General features: G+C 71.9%; 16 protein-coding genes. 13 read left to right on the forward strand and 3 right to left on the reverse strand.

The genetic code is table 11. The features are described 5' to 3' along the window. Positions 1 to 401: 401 nt before the first annotated feature. The 7 genes from WMF34_RS12480 (at position 402) to rodA (ending at position 7,455) form a co-directional block, all read left to right on the forward strand. A complete protein-coding gene (locus WMF34_RS12480; protein ID WP_012235038.1) occupies positions 402 to 1,331 on the forward strand; it encodes an RNA recognition motif domain-containing protein in 930 nt (309 codons plus the stop codon). A 193-nt stretch (positions 1,332 to 1,524) separates the two neighbouring features. Then, entirely contained in the window at positions 1,525 to 1,686 is a 162-nt protein-coding gene (gene rpmG / locus WMF34_RS12485) for a 50S ribosomal protein L33 (protein WP_012235039.1), read from the forward strand. A 113-nt stretch (positions 1,687 to 1,799) separates the two neighbouring features. Next, the gene (locus tag WMF34_RS12490) at positions 1,800 to 2,834 is read left to right on the forward strand and encodes a rod shape-determining protein (RefSeq protein ID WP_012235040.1); all 1,035 of its coding nucleotides are present in this window, start codon (positions 1,800 to 1,802) and stop codon (positions 2,832 to 2,834) included. A 149-nt stretch (positions 2,835 to 2,983) separates the two neighbouring features. Next, complete coding sequence (gene mreC / locus WMF34_RS12495) at positions 2,984 to 3,841, forward strand: rod shape-determining protein MreC (protein WP_012235041.1); 858 nt, start codon at positions 2,984 to 2,986, stop codon at positions 3,839 to 3,841. Positions 3,842 to 3,845: 4 nt separating this feature from the next. After that, positions 3,846 to 4,370, forward strand: a complete 525-nt coding sequence (locus tag WMF34_RS12500; RefSeq protein ID WP_012235042.1) for a hypothetical protein — start codon at positions 3,846 to 3,848, stop codon at positions 4,368 to 4,370. Next, the gene (gene mrdA, locus WMF34_RS12505; RefSeq protein ID WP_012235043.1) at positions 4,367 to 6,322 is read left to right on the forward strand and encodes a penicillin-binding protein 2; all 1,956 of its coding nucleotides are present in this window, start codon (positions 4,367 to 4,369) and stop codon (positions 6,320 to 6,322) included. The genes WMF34_RS12500 and mrdA overlap by 4 nt, the downstream gene beginning before the upstream one ends. Continuing rightward, the gene (rodA, locus tag WMF34_RS12510; RefSeq protein WP_012235044.1) at positions 6,319 to 7,455 is read left to right on the forward strand and encodes a rod shape-determining protein RodA; all 1,137 of its coding nucleotides are present in this window, start codon (positions 6,319 to 6,321) and stop codon (positions 7,453 to 7,455) included. Before mrdA ends, rodA begins: the two co-directional genes overlap by 4 nt. 36 nt (positions 7,456 to 7,491) lie before the next feature. Here the strand turns inward: rodA and WMF34_RS12515 are convergent, their stop codons facing one another. The 3 genes from WMF34_RS12515 to WMF34_RS12525 form a co-directional block, all read right to left on the reverse strand. Then, positions 7,492 to 8,793 (reverse strand): GTPase domain-containing protein, encoded by a 1,302-nt coding sequence (locus WMF34_RS12515; protein WP_012235045.1) that lies wholly within the window; start codon positions 8,791 to 8,793, stop codon positions 7,492 to 7,494. Between the two features lie 130 nt (positions 8,794 to 8,923). Further along, entirely contained in the window at positions 8,924 to 9,625 is a 702-nt protein-coding gene (locus tag WMF34_RS12520; RefSeq protein WP_012235046.1) for a PA14 domain-containing protein, read from the reverse strand. Between the two features lie 93 nt (positions 9,626 to 9,718). Then, the gene (locus tag WMF34_RS12525) at positions 9,719 to 10,723 is read right to left on the reverse strand and encodes a rhomboid family intramembrane serine protease (RefSeq protein WP_012235047.1); all 1,005 of its coding nucleotides are present in this window, start codon (positions 10,721 to 10,723) and stop codon (positions 9,719 to 9,721) included. Positions 10,724 to 11,042: 319 nt separating this feature from the next. Here WMF34_RS12525 and WMF34_RS12530 point away from each other — a divergent pair, with 319 nt between their 5' ends. From WMF34_RS12530 to WMF34_RS12555, 6 genes are all read left to right on the forward strand, one after another. Then, positions 11,043 to 11,705, forward strand: a complete 663-nt coding sequence (locus WMF34_RS12530) for an RNA polymerase sigma factor (protein WP_272103245.1) — start codon at positions 11,043 to 11,045, stop codon at positions 11,703 to 11,705. Next, the gene (locus tag WMF34_RS12535) at positions 11,702 to 12,556 is read left to right on the forward strand and encodes a hypothetical protein (protein WP_437993434.1); all 855 of its coding nucleotides are present in this window, start codon (positions 11,702 to 11,704) and stop codon (positions 12,554 to 12,556) included. The genes WMF34_RS12530 and WMF34_RS12535 overlap by 4 nt, the downstream gene beginning before the upstream one ends. Then, positions 12,556 to 13,158, forward strand: a complete 603-nt coding sequence (locus tag WMF34_RS12540) for a hypothetical protein (RefSeq protein ID WP_437993435.1) — start codon at positions 12,556 to 12,558, stop codon at positions 13,156 to 13,158. The genes WMF34_RS12535 and WMF34_RS12540 overlap by 1 nt, the downstream gene beginning before the upstream one ends. Positions 13,159 to 13,242: 84 nt before the next feature. Further along, positions 13,243 to 15,096, forward strand: a complete 1,854-nt coding sequence (locus WMF34_RS12545) for a DnaJ domain-containing protein (protein WP_437993436.1) — start codon at positions 13,243 to 13,245, stop codon at positions 15,094 to 15,096. Between the two features lie 160 nt (positions 15,097 to 15,256). After that, complete coding sequence (gene dnaK / locus WMF34_RS12550; RefSeq protein ID WP_012235052.1) at positions 15,257 to 17,086, forward strand: molecular chaperone DnaK; 1,830 nt, start codon at positions 15,257 to 15,259, stop codon at positions 17,084 to 17,086. A 34-nt stretch (positions 17,087 to 17,120) separates the two neighbouring features. After that, on the forward strand, positions 17,121 to 18,455 hold the full coding sequence (locus WMF34_RS12555; RefSeq protein ID WP_437993437.1) for a hypothetical protein: 1,335 nt from the start codon (positions 17,121 to 17,123) through the stop codon (positions 18,453 to 18,455). The last annotated feature ends 78 nt before the right edge of the window (positions 18,456 to 18,533 follow it).

Here is an 18,533-nt window from a genome sequence, read left to right on the forward strand (position 1 = left end):
GCCGGATTTCCCGAGCGCCGGCCTGGCGACACCCGCCTGTGACGGAGCGCGCGCTGCGGGGTCCCTGGTCGCCTGGACCGGCGCTCGCGTGAGGGGTGAAGGCAGGGTGAAGGCGCGGAGGGGCCCGGGACGGCTCCTTCCTGGCCTTCATTTGGCTCGCCCGCCCGTGGCGGGTCCCTTGACGCGCCAGGGGCGCCAGATATCGTGGGGTGGAGTTTGCACCAGAGGGTCGGCCCGCCGACCTTCGCTCGATTGAGCTCGGTCGCTCCTTCCGCCGACGGAGGGGCGGGAGGGGCGATCGAGAGGCGCGCTCGCGAAAGGCTCCGCGTCATCGACATCGATCACGGAGCGAGTGGACCAAATAAGAGGGAACGCAGGGGCCAACCCCAGGTTTTTCTACAATGGCTGAAGATTCGCGTAAGTTGTTCGTGGCGGGCTTGCCCGACTCCATCACCGAAGACGTTTTGCGGCAGCTCTTCGAGGCCACCGGCGGCAACGTCGTCGAGGTCAGTCTTCCGAAAGATCGCGCGACGGGTCGTCCGCGCGGGTTCGGCTTCGTCACACTCTCGACGACCGGCGAAGCCAACGCCGCGCGCGAGTCGCTCGACGGTTCATTTCAGGGCGGCAAGTCCATCTCGGTCCGCCCCTTCCAGGCCGAGCCGCCGCGGCGCGAGGGGCGCCCGATGGGCCCCGGCGGCGGCCCTGGCGGCGGCCCAGGTGGCCCTGGCGGCGGTGGCGGTATGGGCGGCGGCGGGCCGGCTGCAGCGCCCGATCGCACCCTCTACGTTGGCAATCTCCCCTACGACGCGAGCGTCGAGGAAGTCGAGGGGCTCATCGGCTCGACCGGCGCCGGTCCGGTGGTGCGGGTCCACCTCCCCATGGATCCTGACGGTCGCAAGCGCGGGTTCGGCTTCGTGACGATGGCGAGCGCCGAGGCGGCGCGCGCCGCGATCGATGCCCTGCGCGGCGTGGACGTGCGCGGTCGGCGGCTCGTCGTCAACCTCGCTCACCCGAAGGGTGAGCGGCCGGCGCGCGAGGACCGCCCGGGCGGCTTCGGCGGCGGTGGCGGCGGCTTCGGCGGTGGTGGCGGCGGCTTCGTCGGCGGTGGCGGCGGTGGCTTCGGCGGCGGCGGCGGCTTCGGTGGTGGTGGTGGCGGCGGCGGAGCTCCTCCGCCGCCTGCGCGCAAGACCTTCGATGATCGCCGGCGGCGCGGCGGTCACGACGGGGACGGTCCTCCCGGCGGCGGTGGTGGCGCAGGTGGTGGTGGCCGGCGCAGCAACAACAAGAACTGGGATCGCGGCCGCGGCGGTGACGACTGGGACGACGAATGAGCGCTCCCGGTTGACAACTGCATCGTTTCTCGTAGGGTAGCGCCCTCCAGACGGGCGGTCGGGCGTCGCTGATCCGGCCCACGTCCCCTGGTGCCCCCGCCGGTTGCGGTGCTAGCGCTCCCGTGCTGCCCGTGCCTAGGTTCAACCAGGGCCGCCTGTGGAAACAGGTCGGCCCTGTCTTCGGAGACCTCCGATGCGCGACATCATCAAGCTGACGTGCGGCAACTGCGGCCGCGCGAACTACCACACGACGAAGAACAAGCGGACGATGACGGACAAGTTCGTCATCAAGAAGTTCTGCCCGACCGAGCGCAAGCACACCGAGCACAAAGAAGGCAAGATCTCGAAGGGCTAGGCCACGCTGCACCGCTGGCCGCTGCCGCAGGGCCCGCGCAAGCGGGCGCCTGGTCGGGCTGCTGCGTCCTCCGCGGTGCTCGGTTTAACCTTTTTCCTTTCTAGGGCGAAGCGATGATCTTCGACTGGCTCTACGGCCTGTTCTCGAACGATCTCGCGATCGATCTCGGCACCGCAACCACCCTCATCTACGTGAAGGGCAAGGGGATCGTGTCCTGCGAGCCCTCGGTGGTCGCCGTCCAGCGCGATGCTCGCGGCGGCAAGAAGGTGCTCGCCGTCGGCCGCGAGGCGAAGGAGATGCTCGGTCGCACCCCCGGCAACATCCAGGCGGTGCGACCGCTGCGCGACGGCGTCATCGCCGACTTCGAGATCACCGAGGCGATGCTCCGGTACTTCATCGCGCGCGCGCACAACCGCCGCACGCTCGTCAAGCCGCGCATCATCATCTGCGTCCCGTTCGGCATCACCGAGGTCGAGAAGCGGGCGGTGAAGGAGAGCGCCGAGGGCGCTGGCGCGCGCGAGGTCTACCTCATCGAAGAGCCCATGGCGGCCGCGATCGGCGCCGGGCTGCCGATCACCGAGCCGAGCGGCAACATGGTCGTCGACATCGGCGGCGGCACGACCGAGGTCGCCGTGATCTCCCTCGCCGGCATCGTCTACTCGCAGAGCGTGCGCGTCGGTGGCGACAAGATGGACGAGTCGATCATGGCCTACATGAAGCGCAAGTACAACATGGCCATCGGCGAGCAGACCGCGGAGCGCATCAAGATCACGATCGGCAACGCGTACCCGCTGGAACAGCAGCTCACGATGGAGGTCAAGGGGCGCGACATGGTCGCGGGCATCCCCAAGACGGTCATCGTCAACTCCGACGAGATCCGCGACTCGCTGAGCGAGCCGACCAACGCCATCGTGGACGCCGTGCTCATCGCGCTGGAGCGCACGCCGCCCGAGCTGGCGGCCGACATCGTCGACAAGGGCATCGTGCTCACCGGCGGGGGGTCGCTCCTCAAGAACCTCGACGTGCTCCTCCGCGAGGAGACGGGGTTGCCCGTGATGGTGTGCGACGACCCGATCAGCGCCGTGGTGCTCGGCAGCGGCAAGGCGCTGGATCACCTCGAGCTCTTGAAAGAGGTCACGATCAGCTGAGGGTCGTCTTCGTGTCCCGCCCGTGAGCACGCCGGCGGGGGTGTTTGCGGCGCGCGGCGAGCCGCCCCGCGCCGGGGTGGGCGCAGCGCGCGGCGTCGAGAGGGGTGGCCTCGCGGGGCGCCTCGTACTACCTGGGTCCGGGAGCCACGGTGAACCTCAAACGCTACCGCGACTTCGTGATCGTGCTGTTGGCGCTCGCGGTGCCGTTCTGGTTCCTGCGCGCGAGCATGCGCGACCCCAAGCAGAACACGGGGGCCGACCGGATCATCATCAGCATCGCGGCGCCGATCCAGTACGCGGCCGCGACGCTGGCGCGCGGGCTCTCGAACCTCTGGGGCGACTACATCTACCTGGTCGACGTCAAGGAAGACAACGCCAGGCAGGCCTCGCAGATCGCCCGCCTCCGGGAGCGCGTGCGGAAGCTCGAGGCGCTCGAGGAAGAGAACCGCCGCCTGCGCAGGCTGCTCGACCTGCGCCAGAGCCTCCGGACCGACGTGGTGAGCGCGCAGGTCGTCGGCAAGAGCACCAACGATTTCTTCCGGGTGGTCCGCGTCACGCTCGATCGCGAGGCGCGGGACATCGGCTCCAACTTGCCGGTCCTCTCCGCGGACGGCGTCGTCGGCACCACGCTGAAGAGCGCCGGCGACACGGTCGACGTGCGGCTCGTCGTCGACGGGGGCAGCGGCGTCGACGTGGTGGTCGAGCGCACCGGCGCGCGCGGCTTCGTCCGCGGCACGGGCGACGAGAGCAAGTACTCCTGCAGCGTCGAGTACGTGCAGCGCACCGACGAGATCGAGGTCGGCGACCTGCTCGTGACGAGCGGCGTCGGCCGGCGTTTCCCGAAGGGGATCCCGGTCGGGACCGTGACGCAGGTCGTCCGCCGCGACTTCGGCATCTACCAGCAGGTGTACGTCGCGCCGGCGGTCGATTTCTCCCGGCTGGAGGAGGTGCTCATCGTGACGACGACGCCTCCGGAGGAGACGCCCCCCCAGGCGCAGCGGAGGTGACGCGATGAGAAACTCCGCGTTCCTGGCGATGGGGGCCGCCCTGCTGATCCTTCAGTCGAACCTGTTCCGGCTCATCGGCAAGCTGAACATCCCGGGCTCCACGCCGAGCCTGCTCCTCCCGCTCGTCGTGTTCATGGGGGTGCACGAGTACTCGATCGCGCGGGGCGCCGCGCTCGCGTTCCTGCTCGGGTACCTGCTCGATCTCTTCACCGGCGCGCCGGTCGGCCTGTTCACCTTCATCACCGTCGCGACCTTCGTCGTCTCGCGGGCGGCCGGCGTGCGGCTCGCCGCGCAGACGCTCCTCACGAAGATCGCGCTGGCCTTCGTCTTCGGCCTCGTCGAGGGGGTGCTCATCGTGATCCTCACCGCCATCTTCGGGGGCGACGCGGCGCGCACCCGCGCGCTCGCCCGGCTCGTCGCGCCGCACGCCATCTCGACGGCGCTGTTCGCGCCGTTCGTCTTCCGGCTGGCCGAGCGCGTGCACCAGGCGACGATCAACGTCCCGCGGCCAGGGGAGAGCCCGCGGTGAGCCTGCTCGTCCAGCGCTCCGACGTGAGCGAGTTCCGCCGGCGCTTCCGGTGGATCGCGCTCGGGATGGTCGTCGGATTCATGGTGCTCCTCGGGCGCCTGTTCTACCTGCAGATCCTCGAGGTCGACGAGAACAAGGCCATCGCTCGCGAGAACATCGTTCGGCGCGTGACGCTCGCGACCACGCGCGGGATCATCCGGGACAAGAACGGCAAGGTGCTCGCGGCGAGCCGGCCGTCGTACAACGTCTACGTCGTCCCGCGGCGCCTCGACATGGAGACGATCTGGCCGAAGCTCGTCGAGTACCTCGGCATCGGGATCGAGGAGCGCGCGCGGCTGGAGGCGCTGATCACCTCGATCCGCGCCGACGAGGGCCCGCGCAAGAACCAGCAGATCCTGCTCAAGGAGGACATCTCGCGCGACGCCGTGGCGACCTTGGCGACGCACGACGCCGAGCTGCCGGGGGTCGACGTGGTGCCCGTCCCGGTGCGCTACTACCCGTACGAGGAGGTCGGCTCGCACGTCCTCGGCTACATGGCCGAGGTGGACGCCGAGCGGCTCGCGTCGCTCCGCAGCATCGGGTACATCGAGGGCGATCGCATCGGCGTCACCGGCATCGAGCGCGCCTGGGAGAGCTACCTGCGCGGCACGCGCGGCTGGGAGAAGGTGCTCGTCGACGCCAGGGGGCGGCGCAGGACGGGCGGCGACGGGATCATCGAGGAGCCGCGGCGGGTGGACCCGATCCCCGGCCGCGATCTCCGGCTGACGCTCGACGCCGACATCCAGAAGGCGATCGACAAGGCGATGCGCGGAGAGCTCGCCGGCGGCGTCGCGGTCATCGACGTGCGCACCGGGCGGATCCTCGGGCTGTACTCGAAGCCCGGCTACAACCCGAACGCGCTCTCCGGCGGCTCGGGGAAGCAGGTCATCCGCGACGCGTTCCGGCGGCTCTACTCCGATCCGCTGAAGCCCGCGCTCGACAAGACGCTGTCCGGTGCGTACCCGCCCGGCTCGACGTTCAAGCCGTTCACCGCGCTGGCGGCGCTCGAGAAGGGGCTCATCGATCCCCGCCAGTCCTCGCGGTGCCGGGGCGCGCTGACGTTCGGCAAGCGCACCTTCCGGTGCACGCACGTGCACGGGCCGGTCGCGATGCAGCAGGCGATCGCCGAGTCGTGCAACGTCTACTTCTACCGGCTCGCGGCGGAGTACGGCGTCGGCATGGACGTCATCGCGGAGATGGGCCAGCGCTACGGGCTCGGCGCGCGGACGGGGCTCGGTATCAACGCCGAGGCGGGGGGCAGGATGCCCACCCGGGCGTGGATGACGCTCCGGAACAAGGGCCAGTTCCGTCTCGGGTTCGGCCTGAACGCGGCGATCGGCCAGGGCGCGACGACGGTGACGGTGCTCCAGCTCGCGCTCGCGTACGCGGCGCTCGCGAACGGCGGTACCCTGTACCAGCCGCAGATCGTGCGGGCCGTCGAGACGAGCGCCGGCACCGTCGTCCAGGAGTTCACGCCGCGCGTGCGCCGCCAGATCGACATCCGGCCGGAGAACCTCTCCCTCGTGCACCGGGCGATGGTCGCCGGCGTGAACGAGGAGGGCGGCACGGCGTTCAAGGCGCGCGTCGCGGGCGTGGAGATGGCGGGCAAGACGGGGACCGCGCAGGTCTCGCACCGGCTCACCCGCGGCGTCGAGGCCGAGCGGGTCTGGTACTTCAACCGCGAGCACGCCTGGTTCGCCGGCTACGCGCCGGCGCGCTCGCCCGAGGTCGCCGTTGTCGTGCTCGTCGAGCACGGCGGCACGGGCGGCAAGCACGCGGCGCCGGTCGCCTTCGAGGTCGTCCGCGCGTACCAGGAGCTCGCGAAGGAGCGCCGCGGCGGCCCGAACGAGGGGCCGCGCGCGGGCAAGAGCAGCGCGGGCCGCGCGCCCGCCGCGTCGGGGCGCGCGCCATGATCCGGGGTGACTCTCTCTCTTCGCGCGATCGCGATCATTTCGACTGGCCGCTCTTCATCGCCGCGGTGGCCATCGCGGTGCTCGGCGTCGTCAACCTCTACAGCGCGACGAGCGTCTACTCCGGCGCGCGCGCGGAGCTCTACATCAGCCAGGTGTACTGGCTGTTCGTGGGCGGCATCATCGGCGGCGTGCTGATCGCGCTCGACTACCGGCACCTCGAGCGCCTCGGCTACGTGCTCTACACGTTCGGCGTCTTCTCGCTGGCGCTGGTCTTCGTGCTCGCGCGCGACGTGCGCGGCTCCGCCCGGTGGATCGAGTTCGGCGCGTTCCGGTTCCAGCCCAGCGAGTTCATGAAGGTGTTCCTGGTGATCGCGCTGGCGAAGTTCCTGCACGACGATCCGCGCAACGAGGGCCGCACCCTCCGCGATCTGGCGATCCCGGCGGCGCTGACGGCGGTCCCCGCGCTCCTCGTGCTCAAGCAGCCCGATCTCGGGACGGCGACCATCCTCGTGTTCGTGTTCCTGACGATCGCGGCGGTCACGCGCGTGCGGTGGAGGAGCGCCGCGCTGTTCGTCGTGTCCATCGCGGTGGCGATCCCGATCATCTGGGAGTACGTGCTGCTCGACTACCAGCGCGCGCGCGTGCTCGTGTTCCTCCACCCCGAGGAGGACCTCCTGCACCGCGGCTGGCACGCCCACCATTCGCGCGTGGCGATCGGCAACGGCGGGCTGTTCGGCAACGGGTACCTCCGGGGCACGCAGAACCAGTTCCTCTTCCTGCCGGATCAGTTCTCCGACTTCCCGTTCCCTGTCTTCGCCGAGGAGTGGGGGTTCGTCGGGGGCGTGGTGCTCGTGTGCCTCTATGCGTTCCTGGTCGTGTGGGGGATCCGCATCGCGTCGATGGCGAAGGACCGCTTCGGCGCGGTGCTCGGCGTCGGCTGCGCGGCGATCATCTTCTGGCACGCGGTCATCAACCTCGGCATGACCTCGGGCGTTCTGCCGGTCGTCGGCGTCGGGCTGCCCCTGTTCTCGTACGGCGGATCGAGCGTGACCACGGTGATGGTGGCGATCTCGCTGCTCATGAGCGTGTCGATGCGCCGCTACTCCGGCGTCGCCTCGCTCGATCGCCTGTGACGGCGCGGCGGGCGTGCTCCCGCCGTGCGGCTCGCGTCAAATCGCGCTCTCTGCGAGCCGCGCCTCGATGACGAACGCGAAGGCCTTGAGCGCGTCGCGCTCGGTGATCTCGCCGCCGGCGCGCGCTCTGCGGACCACGGCGCGAAAGCCGAGGTAGCGGCGCCCGTCCAGGCCGAGCAGCGCCGGCACCGTCGCCGGGTCGCGCGCCGTGCCGCTCGAGCCCGCGAGCTCCGCCGCTTTGTCGAAGATCCCCGCGACGAGCGCGTCGCAGCGCTCGAGCGCGACCGCATACCGCTCCGCGGCGATCGTCGCCTCGATCTCCGCGATCGCCTCCCGCTCGGCGGTCGGCCAGAGCGCGACGAACGAGAGGCCCGGCTGGGCGAGGTGCCTCGTCTCCGCGGACGGGCCGTCCGCGCGCGCTGTCGCCGGGGCGTCCGCCGGCGCGACCAGCCTCCGGGCGGCGATCCGCAGCGACGGAGGGAGCCCGCGGCTCACCGGATCCCTGACGCCGGCGCTGCGCGGCGCGAGCTCGCCGCCAGGTGATGCGGTCGCGCCGGGCGCGGCGGCGCCCTCGCTCGGATCGCCGATCGTCGAGTCCGGTGGCATCGTCGACCACGGCTTGCTGGGCGGCGCTAGCCGCGAGATCACCGCGTCGAGCGGCGCCGACGGCGGCGGCGACGCGTCGCGCAGGGCGGTGGCGAGCCCGCCCTCGATCGCGTCGAACCCGGCCAGCCCGCTCCCCATCGCGTCGGGCAGGCGGCTCTCGAAGGCGCGCAGGACCGCGGCGCTGATCTCCTCGAGCCCCTCGTAGAGGCCGAGCCCCGTCTTCGCCGACGTGGCCAGCGAGAAGACGCGGGACGGGTTCAACATCGCGTCGAGCTCCGAGAGCGGCAGCAAATCGGGCAAATCGCGCTTGTTGTGCTGGAAAATGTGCGGGACGTGCTCCAGCGCCCGCCCCTGCTCGGCGAGGTTCTCGCGCAGGTTCTCCATGCTCTCCATGTTGGCGTCGGCGCGAACGGCCTGCGAATCGCTGACGAACACGATGCCGTCAGCGCCCGTGAGCACCAGCTTCCGGGTCGCGTTGAAGTAGACCTGCCCTGGCACCGTGAAGAGCTGGAGCCTCACGTTCATCCCGCGCAGCTGCGGGAGCCGGACCGGCAAGAAGTCGAAGTAGAGCGTTCGATCGACGGGCGTCGCGAGGGAGACGAGCTTGCCGCGGTACTCGGGCTTCGCCGTGGCGTGCAAGTACTCCAGCGTGGTCGTCTTGCCGCCCAGGCCGGGCCCGTAATAGACGATCTTGAAGACGAGCTCGCGCGACAGTGGGTTCACCGACGCCATGGGCGGCGGCGACGATACACGAAAAGGCGAACGAGAGCGCCGGGGTGTGCGCGGGCACATGAAAGCCGGCCGCGCGCCCCGCGTGCCCGCCAGGGCGGGGCACCGGAGGCGCGGCCGGCGCGGCGCGCCGTCAGCGGAGGCCGACGAGTGGCTCGAACTTGTCCTTCTGGCCGATCTGGAGCATGAGCGCGACCTGGCCCCGCTGCGCCTGGAAGTAATCGAGCCGCAGCCGGTGCGTCCCCTCCGTGAGGCGGGCCTCGCCGTCCACGGTCTTCGCGCTGTGGACGCCGTCGTTCGCGAGCACGCGCTTGTCGTCGATGTAGAGGACCGCGCCGTCATCCGAGGTGAGCCTGAGCTGGAACACGCCTTCCTGGGGCGCCTTGAACTCGCCCTCGAACCGGATCGCGAACCACTCGTTCTGCGTGAGCGCGCCCGGGAAGCCGCCGGAGAAGTCCTGCGACTTCACCTCGAACTTGTCCGTGTACAGCACCGCGAACGGCACGAGCCCGTCGAAGGTCGGGAGCTTCTGGGTGTTCTCGGGGATCACGTACGCGAGCCCCCGGAAGGCGCCGCCCTCCCCGTTGCCGAACGCGTTCGGGGCGGTGATGCGCGGCGCGTTGTTCGTGGGCAAGCGCCACTTCGGGGTCCTGCGCCGCTCGGGCTCCGGGTCGGGCTTGGCCGGCTTGCGCGACTGGGAGGTCTTCTTGGCGGGCGGCGGGGGCGGCGGCGAGGCCTCTGCCGGCGTGTTGCCGCTCTGGATGGTGACATGGCAGCCGCTGAGGAGAGACGCGGCAAGCACGCACGAGGCGATGTGCGACGAGGTTCGGACCATGACGTCTCCTGAGAGGGAACGGACGGATTGGCCCGCCCCCACGTGAATGCGAGGATGGCGCTTAGACGTTCGAGCCGTGCGCCGCAATCAGCGTCACGTCGCGTCAGGAGCCCCCGGCACGAGCGAGCCCGCCGGTCGAGGGCCGAGCGCCTCGAGCGCGTTTTCGGGAAACCCACCGGCTTGGCCGTGCAGCACGGGCCCGGGCGCCTCCTGCCGCGCGTTCCCGTCGAGCGATTCCACGGCGCGCCAGACCGGCGAGCGCTGGGCGAGCGCGAGCGCGGCGAGGCAGGCGAGCACGCTGGCGAGCGCGCCGGCGTTCATCACGCCCTCGTACCGGCCCCGCGCGGGGCCCGCGTAGGTCAGCCCGAGCAGCGCGCCGCTCACAAGGCCCCCGATGTGCGCGGCGTTGTTGATGCGGACGCCCGTGCTCGACGCGTTCACGACGAAGCCGAAGAGGACGATGTAGAACACGGCCTGGAGCGCGAGGTCCTTCCATCGCGGGTCGCGGCGGCGGAGCAGCCAGCCGAGCAGGAGGCCCATCACGCCGAACACGGCGCCGCTCGCGCCCGCGGTGCACACGACCTCGGGCTGCACGAAGAGGTTCCATGCGGCGCTCGCGCAGAAGCCGAACAGGCCCGTGAGCACGTACGCGATCGCGAACCGCGCCGAGCCGACGGCGGGCTCGGCGGCGCGGGCGAGCATGCCGAGCGTCACCATGTTCATGCCGAAGTGGAGGACGCCCATGTGGACGAAGACCGCGGAGAGCAGCCGGAACGGCTCGAAGGGCACGCCGGGCGCGAGGAGGAGCGCGCCGAAGCGGAGGTAGCTCGACATGTCCCACGCCGAGAGGAGGCCGAGATCGCGGGAGTGCGCGGCCATCAGCTGGCCGACGAACACGAACGCCGTGAGCCCGCCCAGGATCTTGGTCGCGAGCAGGCTTCGCCCGTCGAGGCGTCCTCGGGTGGGCGCGGCATGGGCGGGAGGCGCGAGGAGCGGCGCGCCGCAGCGGATGCAGCGGCTGAAGTCGCCGCCGTTGAGGGCGCCGCAGCGCGCGCAGTGCAGCGCGCGCCTCCGTTCGCTGGACGGCCCCGCCGTCACAGGGCGGCCCCGAAGCGCTGCCCGGCGCCGGGGTGTGGGGGGGACCTGAACGCTGTATCGAGGGTCACCTGGGCTCCTTTCACGCCGGACGCTCGGCGTGGAGGCCGGCACAATGTGGCGGCTCCTGGCCGTAAGGTCCACGGGTTTGGGCCGTTGTCGAGGGGTGAATGCCGTGGCCCTCCCGCGCTCGGTTCCGCCTGTCGCCGGCGAGCCGCCGCGCGCCCTCCTCGCGGGGGGCGCGCGGCGGCTCGCCGGCGGCGCGCGGGCGCTCCTTCCCCGCGGGGCGCGCCGGCCCGAGAGGGGCGCGAGGCGGACACCGGTGCGCTCCGTTCTGCGTCCGGGTATCGTCGCCGCTGTGACGGCGGTGGCAGCAGCGAGGCCCGATCTCGAGGCGGAGCGCCTGCTGTGCGAGCGCGCGGCGCAGGGCGATCGCCTCGCGCTCGGGCAGCTGCTCCGCAAGTACGGGCCAGCGCTGTACCGCGCGGTGCTGTTGCCCCGCCTCGGCTCCGACGCGGCCGCGCAGGACGCTCTGGCCGAGACGTACGCGCGCGTGATCGAGCGGTTCTACCAGTTCCAGTGGCAGAGCTGCGGCATCTATCCCTGGCTCCGCGTCATCGCGCTGCGCATCGCGCTCGACATGCTCCGCGCGCGCCGCCGAGAGGCGCTCTTCGAGCCCGAGGATCTCCAGCGCGAGATCGACGCCGCGGAGACCGACCTCACCGCGCGCGGAGAGGCCGAGCTCTGCGAGAAGCGCGATCTCGCCGACGCGCGGGCGCGCGTCGAGGACGCGCTCGGGCGCCTCAACCCCCGTTACGCCGAGGCGATCCGGCTACGGGTGCTCGACGAGCGGCCCCGCGACGAGGTGGCCCTCGCGCTCGGGGTCAGCGTGGCGACGTTCGATGTCGTCCTGCACCGCGCCATGACCGCGCTGAAGAAGGCGCTCGCCGCGCCGCGCGCGGAGCGCAAGGAAGGAGCGCGATGAAGCCGCGGCCGCCCTCGGATCCGCGCTCGCCGCCGACCGGCGACGGGCCCCTGGAGCGCCGCGCCGGCGCGGATCGCGGCCGGCGGCTCGCGCTCGTCGTGCCCGGCGCGGAGCCCGTAGCGCCTGCGTCCGACGACGAGCTGGGCGCGGCGCGCGCGCTCGCGGAGGCGCTCGATCGCGGCGAGGTCCCGCTCGCGGACGCGCTCAGGGCGGCGGCCCGCCCCGCCGGGCTCGACAGGGCGGACCACGAGGCGCTGCTCGCGCGCGCGCTCGGCGACGAGGGCGCGCCGCCGACCAAGGCCGAGCTGCGCGCCGCCGAGCGCCTGCGGGAGGCGCTGGAGCCCCGCGCCGCTTCCGGCGGCGGGCCGGGGCGGGGCGGCGGCTCCGGCGGCGAGGGGGCGCTCGGCTCGCCCGACGCGCGCGACGAGCTCGCGGAGCTCGCTGTCGCGCTCCGGGCCGCGTGGCGTCCGGCGGCGCTCCCGGAGCTCCCGGGGCGCGCGCTCATCGACCAGGCCCTCCGCGCCTCGCTCGCGCGCGGTCCCCGGCGCATCGCGCCGGTGACGATGGCGGCGCTGTCGACCCTCGCCGCGGCTGCGGCGGCCGTGGCGCTGATCGTCGGCCAGATCAGGGAGGAGCGCGCCTCCGTCGCGCGCGCGCCCGCGGCCGCTGCTCCTGCCGCGGCGCTCGCCGCGCGGCCCCTGCTGATCGAGGCGCGCTCGACGGCCGCGCTCTTCGATCCGGCCGCGCCCTTTCCGCGGGAGGGCGGTCAGACGGAGCGGATCGATCGCATCGCCGCCGCGCGCGCGTCCGATCTGCGCCAGAACCGCTACGCGGCGTGGGGGGTGCGCTGATGCGGGGCCCGCGCCTCGTCGCCGCCTGCCTGGGGCTCTTCGCGGCGGCGCACCTCGGGTGCGCCCCGGGCGACGAGCGGGCGCGCGCTGCCGGGGGCCCGGGCGATCCGGCGTGCACGTGCGCCCCGGCCCAGGTCGTCGATCCCACGCTCCTCGCCTTCCTATCGAGGGCGCGCGCGGCGCACCATGCCGCCGACGTCGCGCTCGGCGCGGGCGATCGCGCCGCTGCGCTCCGCGCCCTGGAGGGGATCATCGCCGCGCCGAGGCCGCCGGGGCCGCCGCCGGAGGTCGCCGAGGTGACGGCGGACACGTACGCCCGGCTGGCGGAGCTCCGGGGCGAGGCCGGCGAGTTCGACGCCGCGGCGCGCGACATCGACGCGGGCCTCCGGTTGGCGCCGGCGCCTTCTCATTATCAAGGCCACCTCTACGAGGTCGCGGGCGTGGTCGAGGAGCGCCGCGCGAAGGCGCTCGAAGCGAAGGGGGATCGCGAGGCGGCGACGCAGGCCCGCGCGCGGGCGGTCGGGCTGCTGGAGCGGGCGATCTCGATCCAGGACCGGGTGATCACCGAGGCCCTGACGGGCCCCGGGGAAAAGCCGCGCTGAAGGGCGCGCTCGCCGTGGTCTGCAATTGCGACGGGCGCGCGTTCGTCGTTAGACTCGAGCGGGAGGGGGCCGCCGCTCGACCCGATGACGTTCCGTGTTCCAAGGCCGAAGCCCGGGTACGATCTCAAGTCGCTCCCGCTGAAACCCGCGGAGGCGTTCCTCCTGTCCCGCATCGACGGCGTCCTGACGGATCGGGATCTGTCCTTGATCACGGGAATGTCGCACGGCGATACCGTCGAGGTGCTGCGCCGCTTGCGCGACCTCGGCGCGATCCTCCTGGACGGGGAGCCCTCCGGACAACCTCCGCCGCGGGACGCCGCGCGGCGCGCGGCCGCGGTGGATCCGGAGAAGACGATGCCGTCCGGGTCCGAGGCCGCCCCGCTCGGCCGGGACGCGCTGCAGCACATGGAGTCCCTGCCGCTCTACGATCCCGCCGAGCTCGACGAGCCGGTCGAGCTCGCCCCCGACCGGAAGCGGCGGATCCTCGACCTCTACTACCGCCTCGAGGATCTCAGCTATTACGCGCTGCTCGGCGTCGCGGATCAGGCGGACAAGAAGCAGATCAAGAGCGCCTACTACCAGCTCGCGCCGGAGTTCCATCCGGACACCTATTTCCGGAAGCAGCTCGGCTCGTACAAGCCGAAGATCGAGGCCATCTTCACGCGCATCACGCTGGCGCACGACACGCTGACGTCGAAGCAGCGGCGCACCGAGTACGACGCGTACCTCGAGCAGACCCACAAGAACCGGACGATGGCGGCGCTGATCGAGCAGACGCCGCGCGACATCGCCACGATAACGACCGCCGTCGACGCCACGGTGCGCGCCGCGTTCGCCGATCCGCGCGACATGGGCGCGTCGCCCGGGCGTTATTCCTCCGAGCGCGCGCCCGCAGAGCAGGGCGCGTCCGCTGTGTCCTCCGGCGTCGCCGCGCCGGTTCAGCCGTCGCCGGCGCAGCCGCCCGCGGGAGGACGCTCGCCCGACAACGGAGGCGCGCCGGCGCGGAGCGCAGCGCCGGCCTCGCCTGTCGCGCCTGCCCCCACCGCCAAGGACCGGCGTGAGACGTTCGCGCGCAAGCTCACCGGAGGCTTGCGGCGCGCTCCGCCAGGGGCGCCCTCTGCATCGACGGCCGCCGCGTCCGGGGCGGCTACCCCGCCGGCCGCGGTGACCGCTGCGCCTCGGGCGGCTACCCCGCCGGCCGCGGTGACCGCTGCGCCTCGGGCGGCTACCCCGCCGGCCGCGGTGACCGCTGCGCCTGGAACGGCCGTCGCGCCAGCTGCGGCGGCAGGCGCCGCTGCGGCGCCGCCGAAGACCGCTTCCGGCGTGCGTTCGCCGGAGTCGATACGGGCGGTCGAGGCGCTCAAGGCGCGTTACGAGAACGCCCGCAACGAGGCGCTCCGGAGCCAGATCGCGCGGTACTCCGACGTGGCTCGGGCCGCGCTCGAGCGGAGCGAGTTCGCGAGCGCGGCCAACGCGTACCGGATCGCCGCGTCGCTGGCTCCGGAGGACGCCGAGCTCCAGAGCGCGTCGGCCGAGGTGGAGCGCCTCGCGGCGGTGGCGCTGGCGGACGGGTACCTCAAGCAGGCCGAGTACGAGGCACAGAACGGCCGCTGGGTCGAGGCGGCGCTGAGCTACGTGAAGGTGTGCAACGGCCGCCCGGACGACGCCGGCGCGCACGAGCGGGTCGCGCACGCGACGCTCCAGGCCGGGGAGAGCTCGCGGCGGGCGGTCGAGTTTGCGCGGCGGGCGGTGGAGCTCGTGCCAACCTCGGTGGAGTACCGGATCACGCTCGCGCTGTCGTACGCGGCCGCGGGGCTCGCGAAGAGCGCGGCCGGCGAGCTCGAGCGCGCCGCCGAGCTCGCAGGGAACGATGGTAGGCTGCGCGGTCTCATCGCGCAGGCGCGCGAGCAGGCCAAACAGCAGGGGAAGCAAGTCTAGCGCCGGCCCTTACAGAAGGCGCGCCGGCCTCGGGCAAGCCCGGGGCGGCGCCTTCCGCATGGCCGGCGCACGATTGGCCCGCTCGGCTCCGCGAAACGGTCTAGCATCGTGGGCTCAGCGGCCGTTCGGGCCGAAGATCACAAGAGGAGCAGCGGCATCGATGGAGCGTGTCATCGGCATTGACCTTGGCACCACGAACTCGTGCGTTGCCATCGTCGAGGAGGGCGTCCCGACCGTCATCCCGAATCGCGGTGGGTACAAGACGACGCCGTCCATGGTCGCGATCACCGAGGCCGGCAAGCGGCTCTGCGGGCACATCGCGAAGCGGCAGGCGATCACCAACGCCGAGAACACGGTCTACGCCGCGAAGCGGCTGATCGGCCGGAAGTGGTCGTCCCCGCAGGTGAAGAACGCGATCCTGACCGCCTCGTACAAGATCGTCGAGGGGCCGCACGGCGACGTCCGCATCCAGCTGCGCGACAAGACGTACTCGGTCCCCGAGATCAGCGCGATGGTCCTCCAGGAGATGAAGCTGTTCGCCGAGGACTACCTCAACGAGCCGGTCTCGAAGGCGGTCATCACGGTCCCCGCCTACTTCAACGACAACCAGCGGCAGGCGACGAAGGACGCGGGCCAGATCGCAGGGCTCGACGTCATCCGCATCGTCAACGAGCCGACGGCTGCAGCGCTCGCGTACGGGTTCGGCAAGAACGTCGAGAAGACGATCGCCGTCTTCGACCTCGGCGGCGGCACGTTCGACATCTCCGTGCTCGAGATCGGCGCGGGCGGGGTCTTCAAGGTCATCGCCACGGCGGGGGACACGTTCCTCGGCGGCGAGGACTTCGACGCGCGCGTCATCGACTGGCTGGTGCAGGGCTTCAAGGAGCAGCACGACGTCGATCTGCGGCAGGACCGGATGGCGCTCCAGCGGCTCAAGGACGCGGCCGAGAAGGCGAAGTGCGAGCTGTCCAGCGTCCTGGAGACCGAGATCAACCTGCCGTTCATCATCTCGAGCGCGCGGAACGAGGCGCTGCACCTCCAGCGGACGCTCTCGCGGGCCACGCTGCAGGAGCTGTGCGAGGACCTCGTCGAGCGGTGCATCGAGATCTGCAGCCAGACGCTCGAGGACGCGCGGCTCGACCGCGACGAGATCGAGGACGTCGTGCTCGTCGGCGGCATGACGCGCATGCCGAGGGTGCAGGAGGCCGTCCGCGACTTCTTCGAGCGCGAGCCGTGCAAGGGGGTGCACCCCGACGAGGTGGTCGCGCTCGGCGCGGCGGTGCAGGGCGCCGCGCTCGTGGACGAGACCAAGCAGATGATCCTGCTCGACGTCACGCCGCACGCGCTCGGCATCATGACGTTCGGCTCGAACTTCGAGGAGCTCATCCCGCAGAACACCACGGTGCCCACGAGCCGCTCGAAGATCTTCACGACGAGCCGTGACAACCAGACCGCCGTGAAGATCCTGGTCATGCAAGGCGAGCACCAGAAGGCGACGGACAACGAGCTGCTCGGCGAGTTCATCCTCACCGGCCTGCGCCGCGCGCCGAAGGGGCAGGTCGAGATCGAGGTCACGTTCGAGATCAACAGCGACGGCATCGTCTCGGTGAGCGCGAAGGATCTGGAGACGGGCCAGCAGCAGTCGATCCAGGTCACCGCGTCGAGCGGCCTCACGAAGGAGGAGGTCGGCGAGATGATGGAGGCGGCGAAGGAGTACCTCGTCGATCGCCGCGCGAGCGACCAGTTCGAGGGCGTCCGGCAGGAGGCCGAGAAGCTCATCGCCGAGATCGAGCGGATGTTCCCGCAGGTCGAGCAGATCGTGGCGTCCAGCGACTTCGGCCGCGACGCCATCGGCAAGGCGCGCGGGATCGTGGAGCGCTCGCGTCAGGCCATCGGCCGGCGCGACGCTGCCGCGGTCAAGGAGCAGATGGAGGCGCTCTCGCGCACCCACCGGATGTTCAAGGGTGTCGTAGCCAGGCCACAGGGGTGAGGGATGGCCGCGATGAGGGAAGACGATGCGGTCGGTGCCGCCTGACTCCAAGACCCTGGACTCCTCCTGGGGGCTCGACGAGGTGGACGAGCTCGAGGACACCCAACCGGTCGCCTCGGAGGAGCTCCTCGCGCTCGCCGCGCTCGCCCGCGAGGAGAAGGGCTCACCCCGCATGGAAACCCCGCCCGCCGGCACGCCTCTGCAGCCGGACGGCGAGGGCAAGATCACGCTCCCGCCGCCGATCCCGGTCAGCGACTACGTGGCAAAGATGATGACCCGCCGCTCTCACTCGAGCTCCGAGATCACCGCCCAGCGGCAGCGCCCTCCGGAGTCCTTTCCACCGGAGGGGTATCCGCCCGCCCCGCCGCCGCGCAGGACGATCCCCTGGGAGCCGCCGCCCGGCTCCTCGTTCTCCGGCAAACACGGCGCTCTCGGCCGAGAGACCGCGAGGCTCGGCCTGGAGTGCGACGAGCCCGGGGTCCCGTCGCGGCCCGGCGGGCGGATGGGGTTCGGATCGCTCGACGTCGAGCGCGATTTCGGGTCGGAGCTCGACGACGATCTCCTGCGCGAGCCGAGCCAGTCGTACCCGCGCAGCTTTGGCGAGATCGACGTCTTCGGTGGCCCGCCGGTCGATGCGCGGGACGTCCACGTCCCCCCGGCGGCGAAGGGGCGCGTCCCTCGTCCGGACGACGGCGGGCCGCTGGGCATCGATTTCCGCCTCGATCTCGGGTTCGAGGAGCCGGGCCCTCCGATGGACGAGCCGCCGATCACGCCGCCGCCCGGCACGCTCCGTTACGGCCTGCTCGTGGAGGACGACGAGCCCGCGTTCCGCGGCGGGACGGGGGCGCTCGCCGGTTCGACCTCGTACAGGGTATCGGCCGAGGCGCAGGGCGCGGCGCGCGCTCCGCGCCGATCCGAGACCGAGCGCGCGCCTGCGGCCGTCACGAAGGTCGACAAAGGGGTTCATTCACGCGCGACCGAGCCCCAGCTGAGCGCCCAGGGGCCGCGGGAGCAGATGCAGCACCGGTTCGATCAGGGCGATTTCGGCGGCGCGCTCATCCTCGCGGAGGGCCTGCTCGAGGAGAACCCGAAGGACTGGATGGCGCGGCAGTACGCGGACAGCTGCGTCGAGATGCTCCGGCAGATGTACCAGTCGCGCCTCGGAGACGGCTCGCGGGTGCTGCGGCTCGCGGTGTCCCCGGATCAGCTCCGCTCGCTGAACCTCGATCACCGCGCGGGCTTTCTGCTCTCGTGCATCGACGGCTACAGCTCGATCGACGAGATCCTCGACGTGTCGGGCATGCAGTCGCTCGAGGCCTTGCGGCTCCTGTACGAGCTCGTGCAGGAGGGGATCGTCTGCAGCGTCTAGGCGCCGGCCTCGCCTGACGTCGCGGCGTCGCCTCATCGCTCCGAGCGGACCGCCGCGACCGCCGCGACCGCCGCGACC

The sequence above is a fragment of the Sorangium sp. So ce145 genome, from assembly GCF_051525985.1.
Classification (GTDB): Bacteria; Myxococcota_A; Polyangia; order Polyangiales; family Polyangiaceae; genus Sorangium; species Sorangium cellulosum_B.

What these genes read in the sequence shown, in the direction of transcription:
- dnaK (WP_012235052.1), top strand. Translation starts at nt 15,257, where the DNA reads ATGGAGCGTGTCATCGGCATTGACCTTGGCACCACGAACTCGTGCGTT.
- WMF34_RS12515 (WP_012235045.1), bottom strand. Translation starts at nt 8,793, where the DNA reads ATGGCGTCGGTGAACCCACTGTCGCGCGAGCTCGTCTTCAAGATCGTC.
- WMF34_RS12545 (WP_437993436.1), top strand. Translation starts at nt 13,243, where the DNA reads ATGACGTTCCGTGTTCCAAGGCCGAAGCCCGGGTACGATCTCAAGTCG.
- WMF34_RS12535 (WP_437993434.1), top strand. Translation starts at nt 11,702, where the DNA reads ATGAAGCCGCGGCCGCCCTCGGATCCGCGCTCGCCGCCGACCGGCGAC.
- WMF34_RS12480 (WP_012235038.1), top strand. Translation starts at nt 402, where the DNA reads ATGGCTGAAGATTCGCGTAAGTTGTTCGTGGCGGGCTTGCCCGACTCC.
- WMF34_RS12520 (WP_012235046.1), bottom strand. Translation starts at nt 9,625, where the DNA reads ATGGTCCGAACCTCGTCGCACATCGCCTCGTGCGTGCTTGCCGCGTCT.
- rpmG (WP_012235039.1), top strand. Translation starts at nt 1,525, where the DNA reads ATGCGCGACATCATCAAGCTGACGTGCGGCAACTGCGGCCGCGCGAAC.
- WMF34_RS12500 (WP_012235042.1), top strand. Translation starts at nt 3,846, where the DNA reads ATGAGAAACTCCGCGTTCCTGGCGATGGGGGCCGCCCTGCTGATCCTT.
- rodA (WP_012235044.1), top strand. Translation starts at nt 6,319, where the DNA reads ATGATCCGGGGTGACTCTCTCTCTTCGCGCGATCGCGATCATTTCGAC.
- WMF34_RS12490 (WP_012235040.1), top strand. Translation starts at nt 1,800, where the DNA reads ATGATCTTCGACTGGCTCTACGGCCTGTTCTCGAACGATCTCGCGATC.
- WMF34_RS12540 (WP_437993435.1), top strand. Translation starts at nt 12,556, where the DNA reads ATGCGGGGCCCGCGCCTCGTCGCCGCCTGCCTGGGGCTCTTCGCGGCG.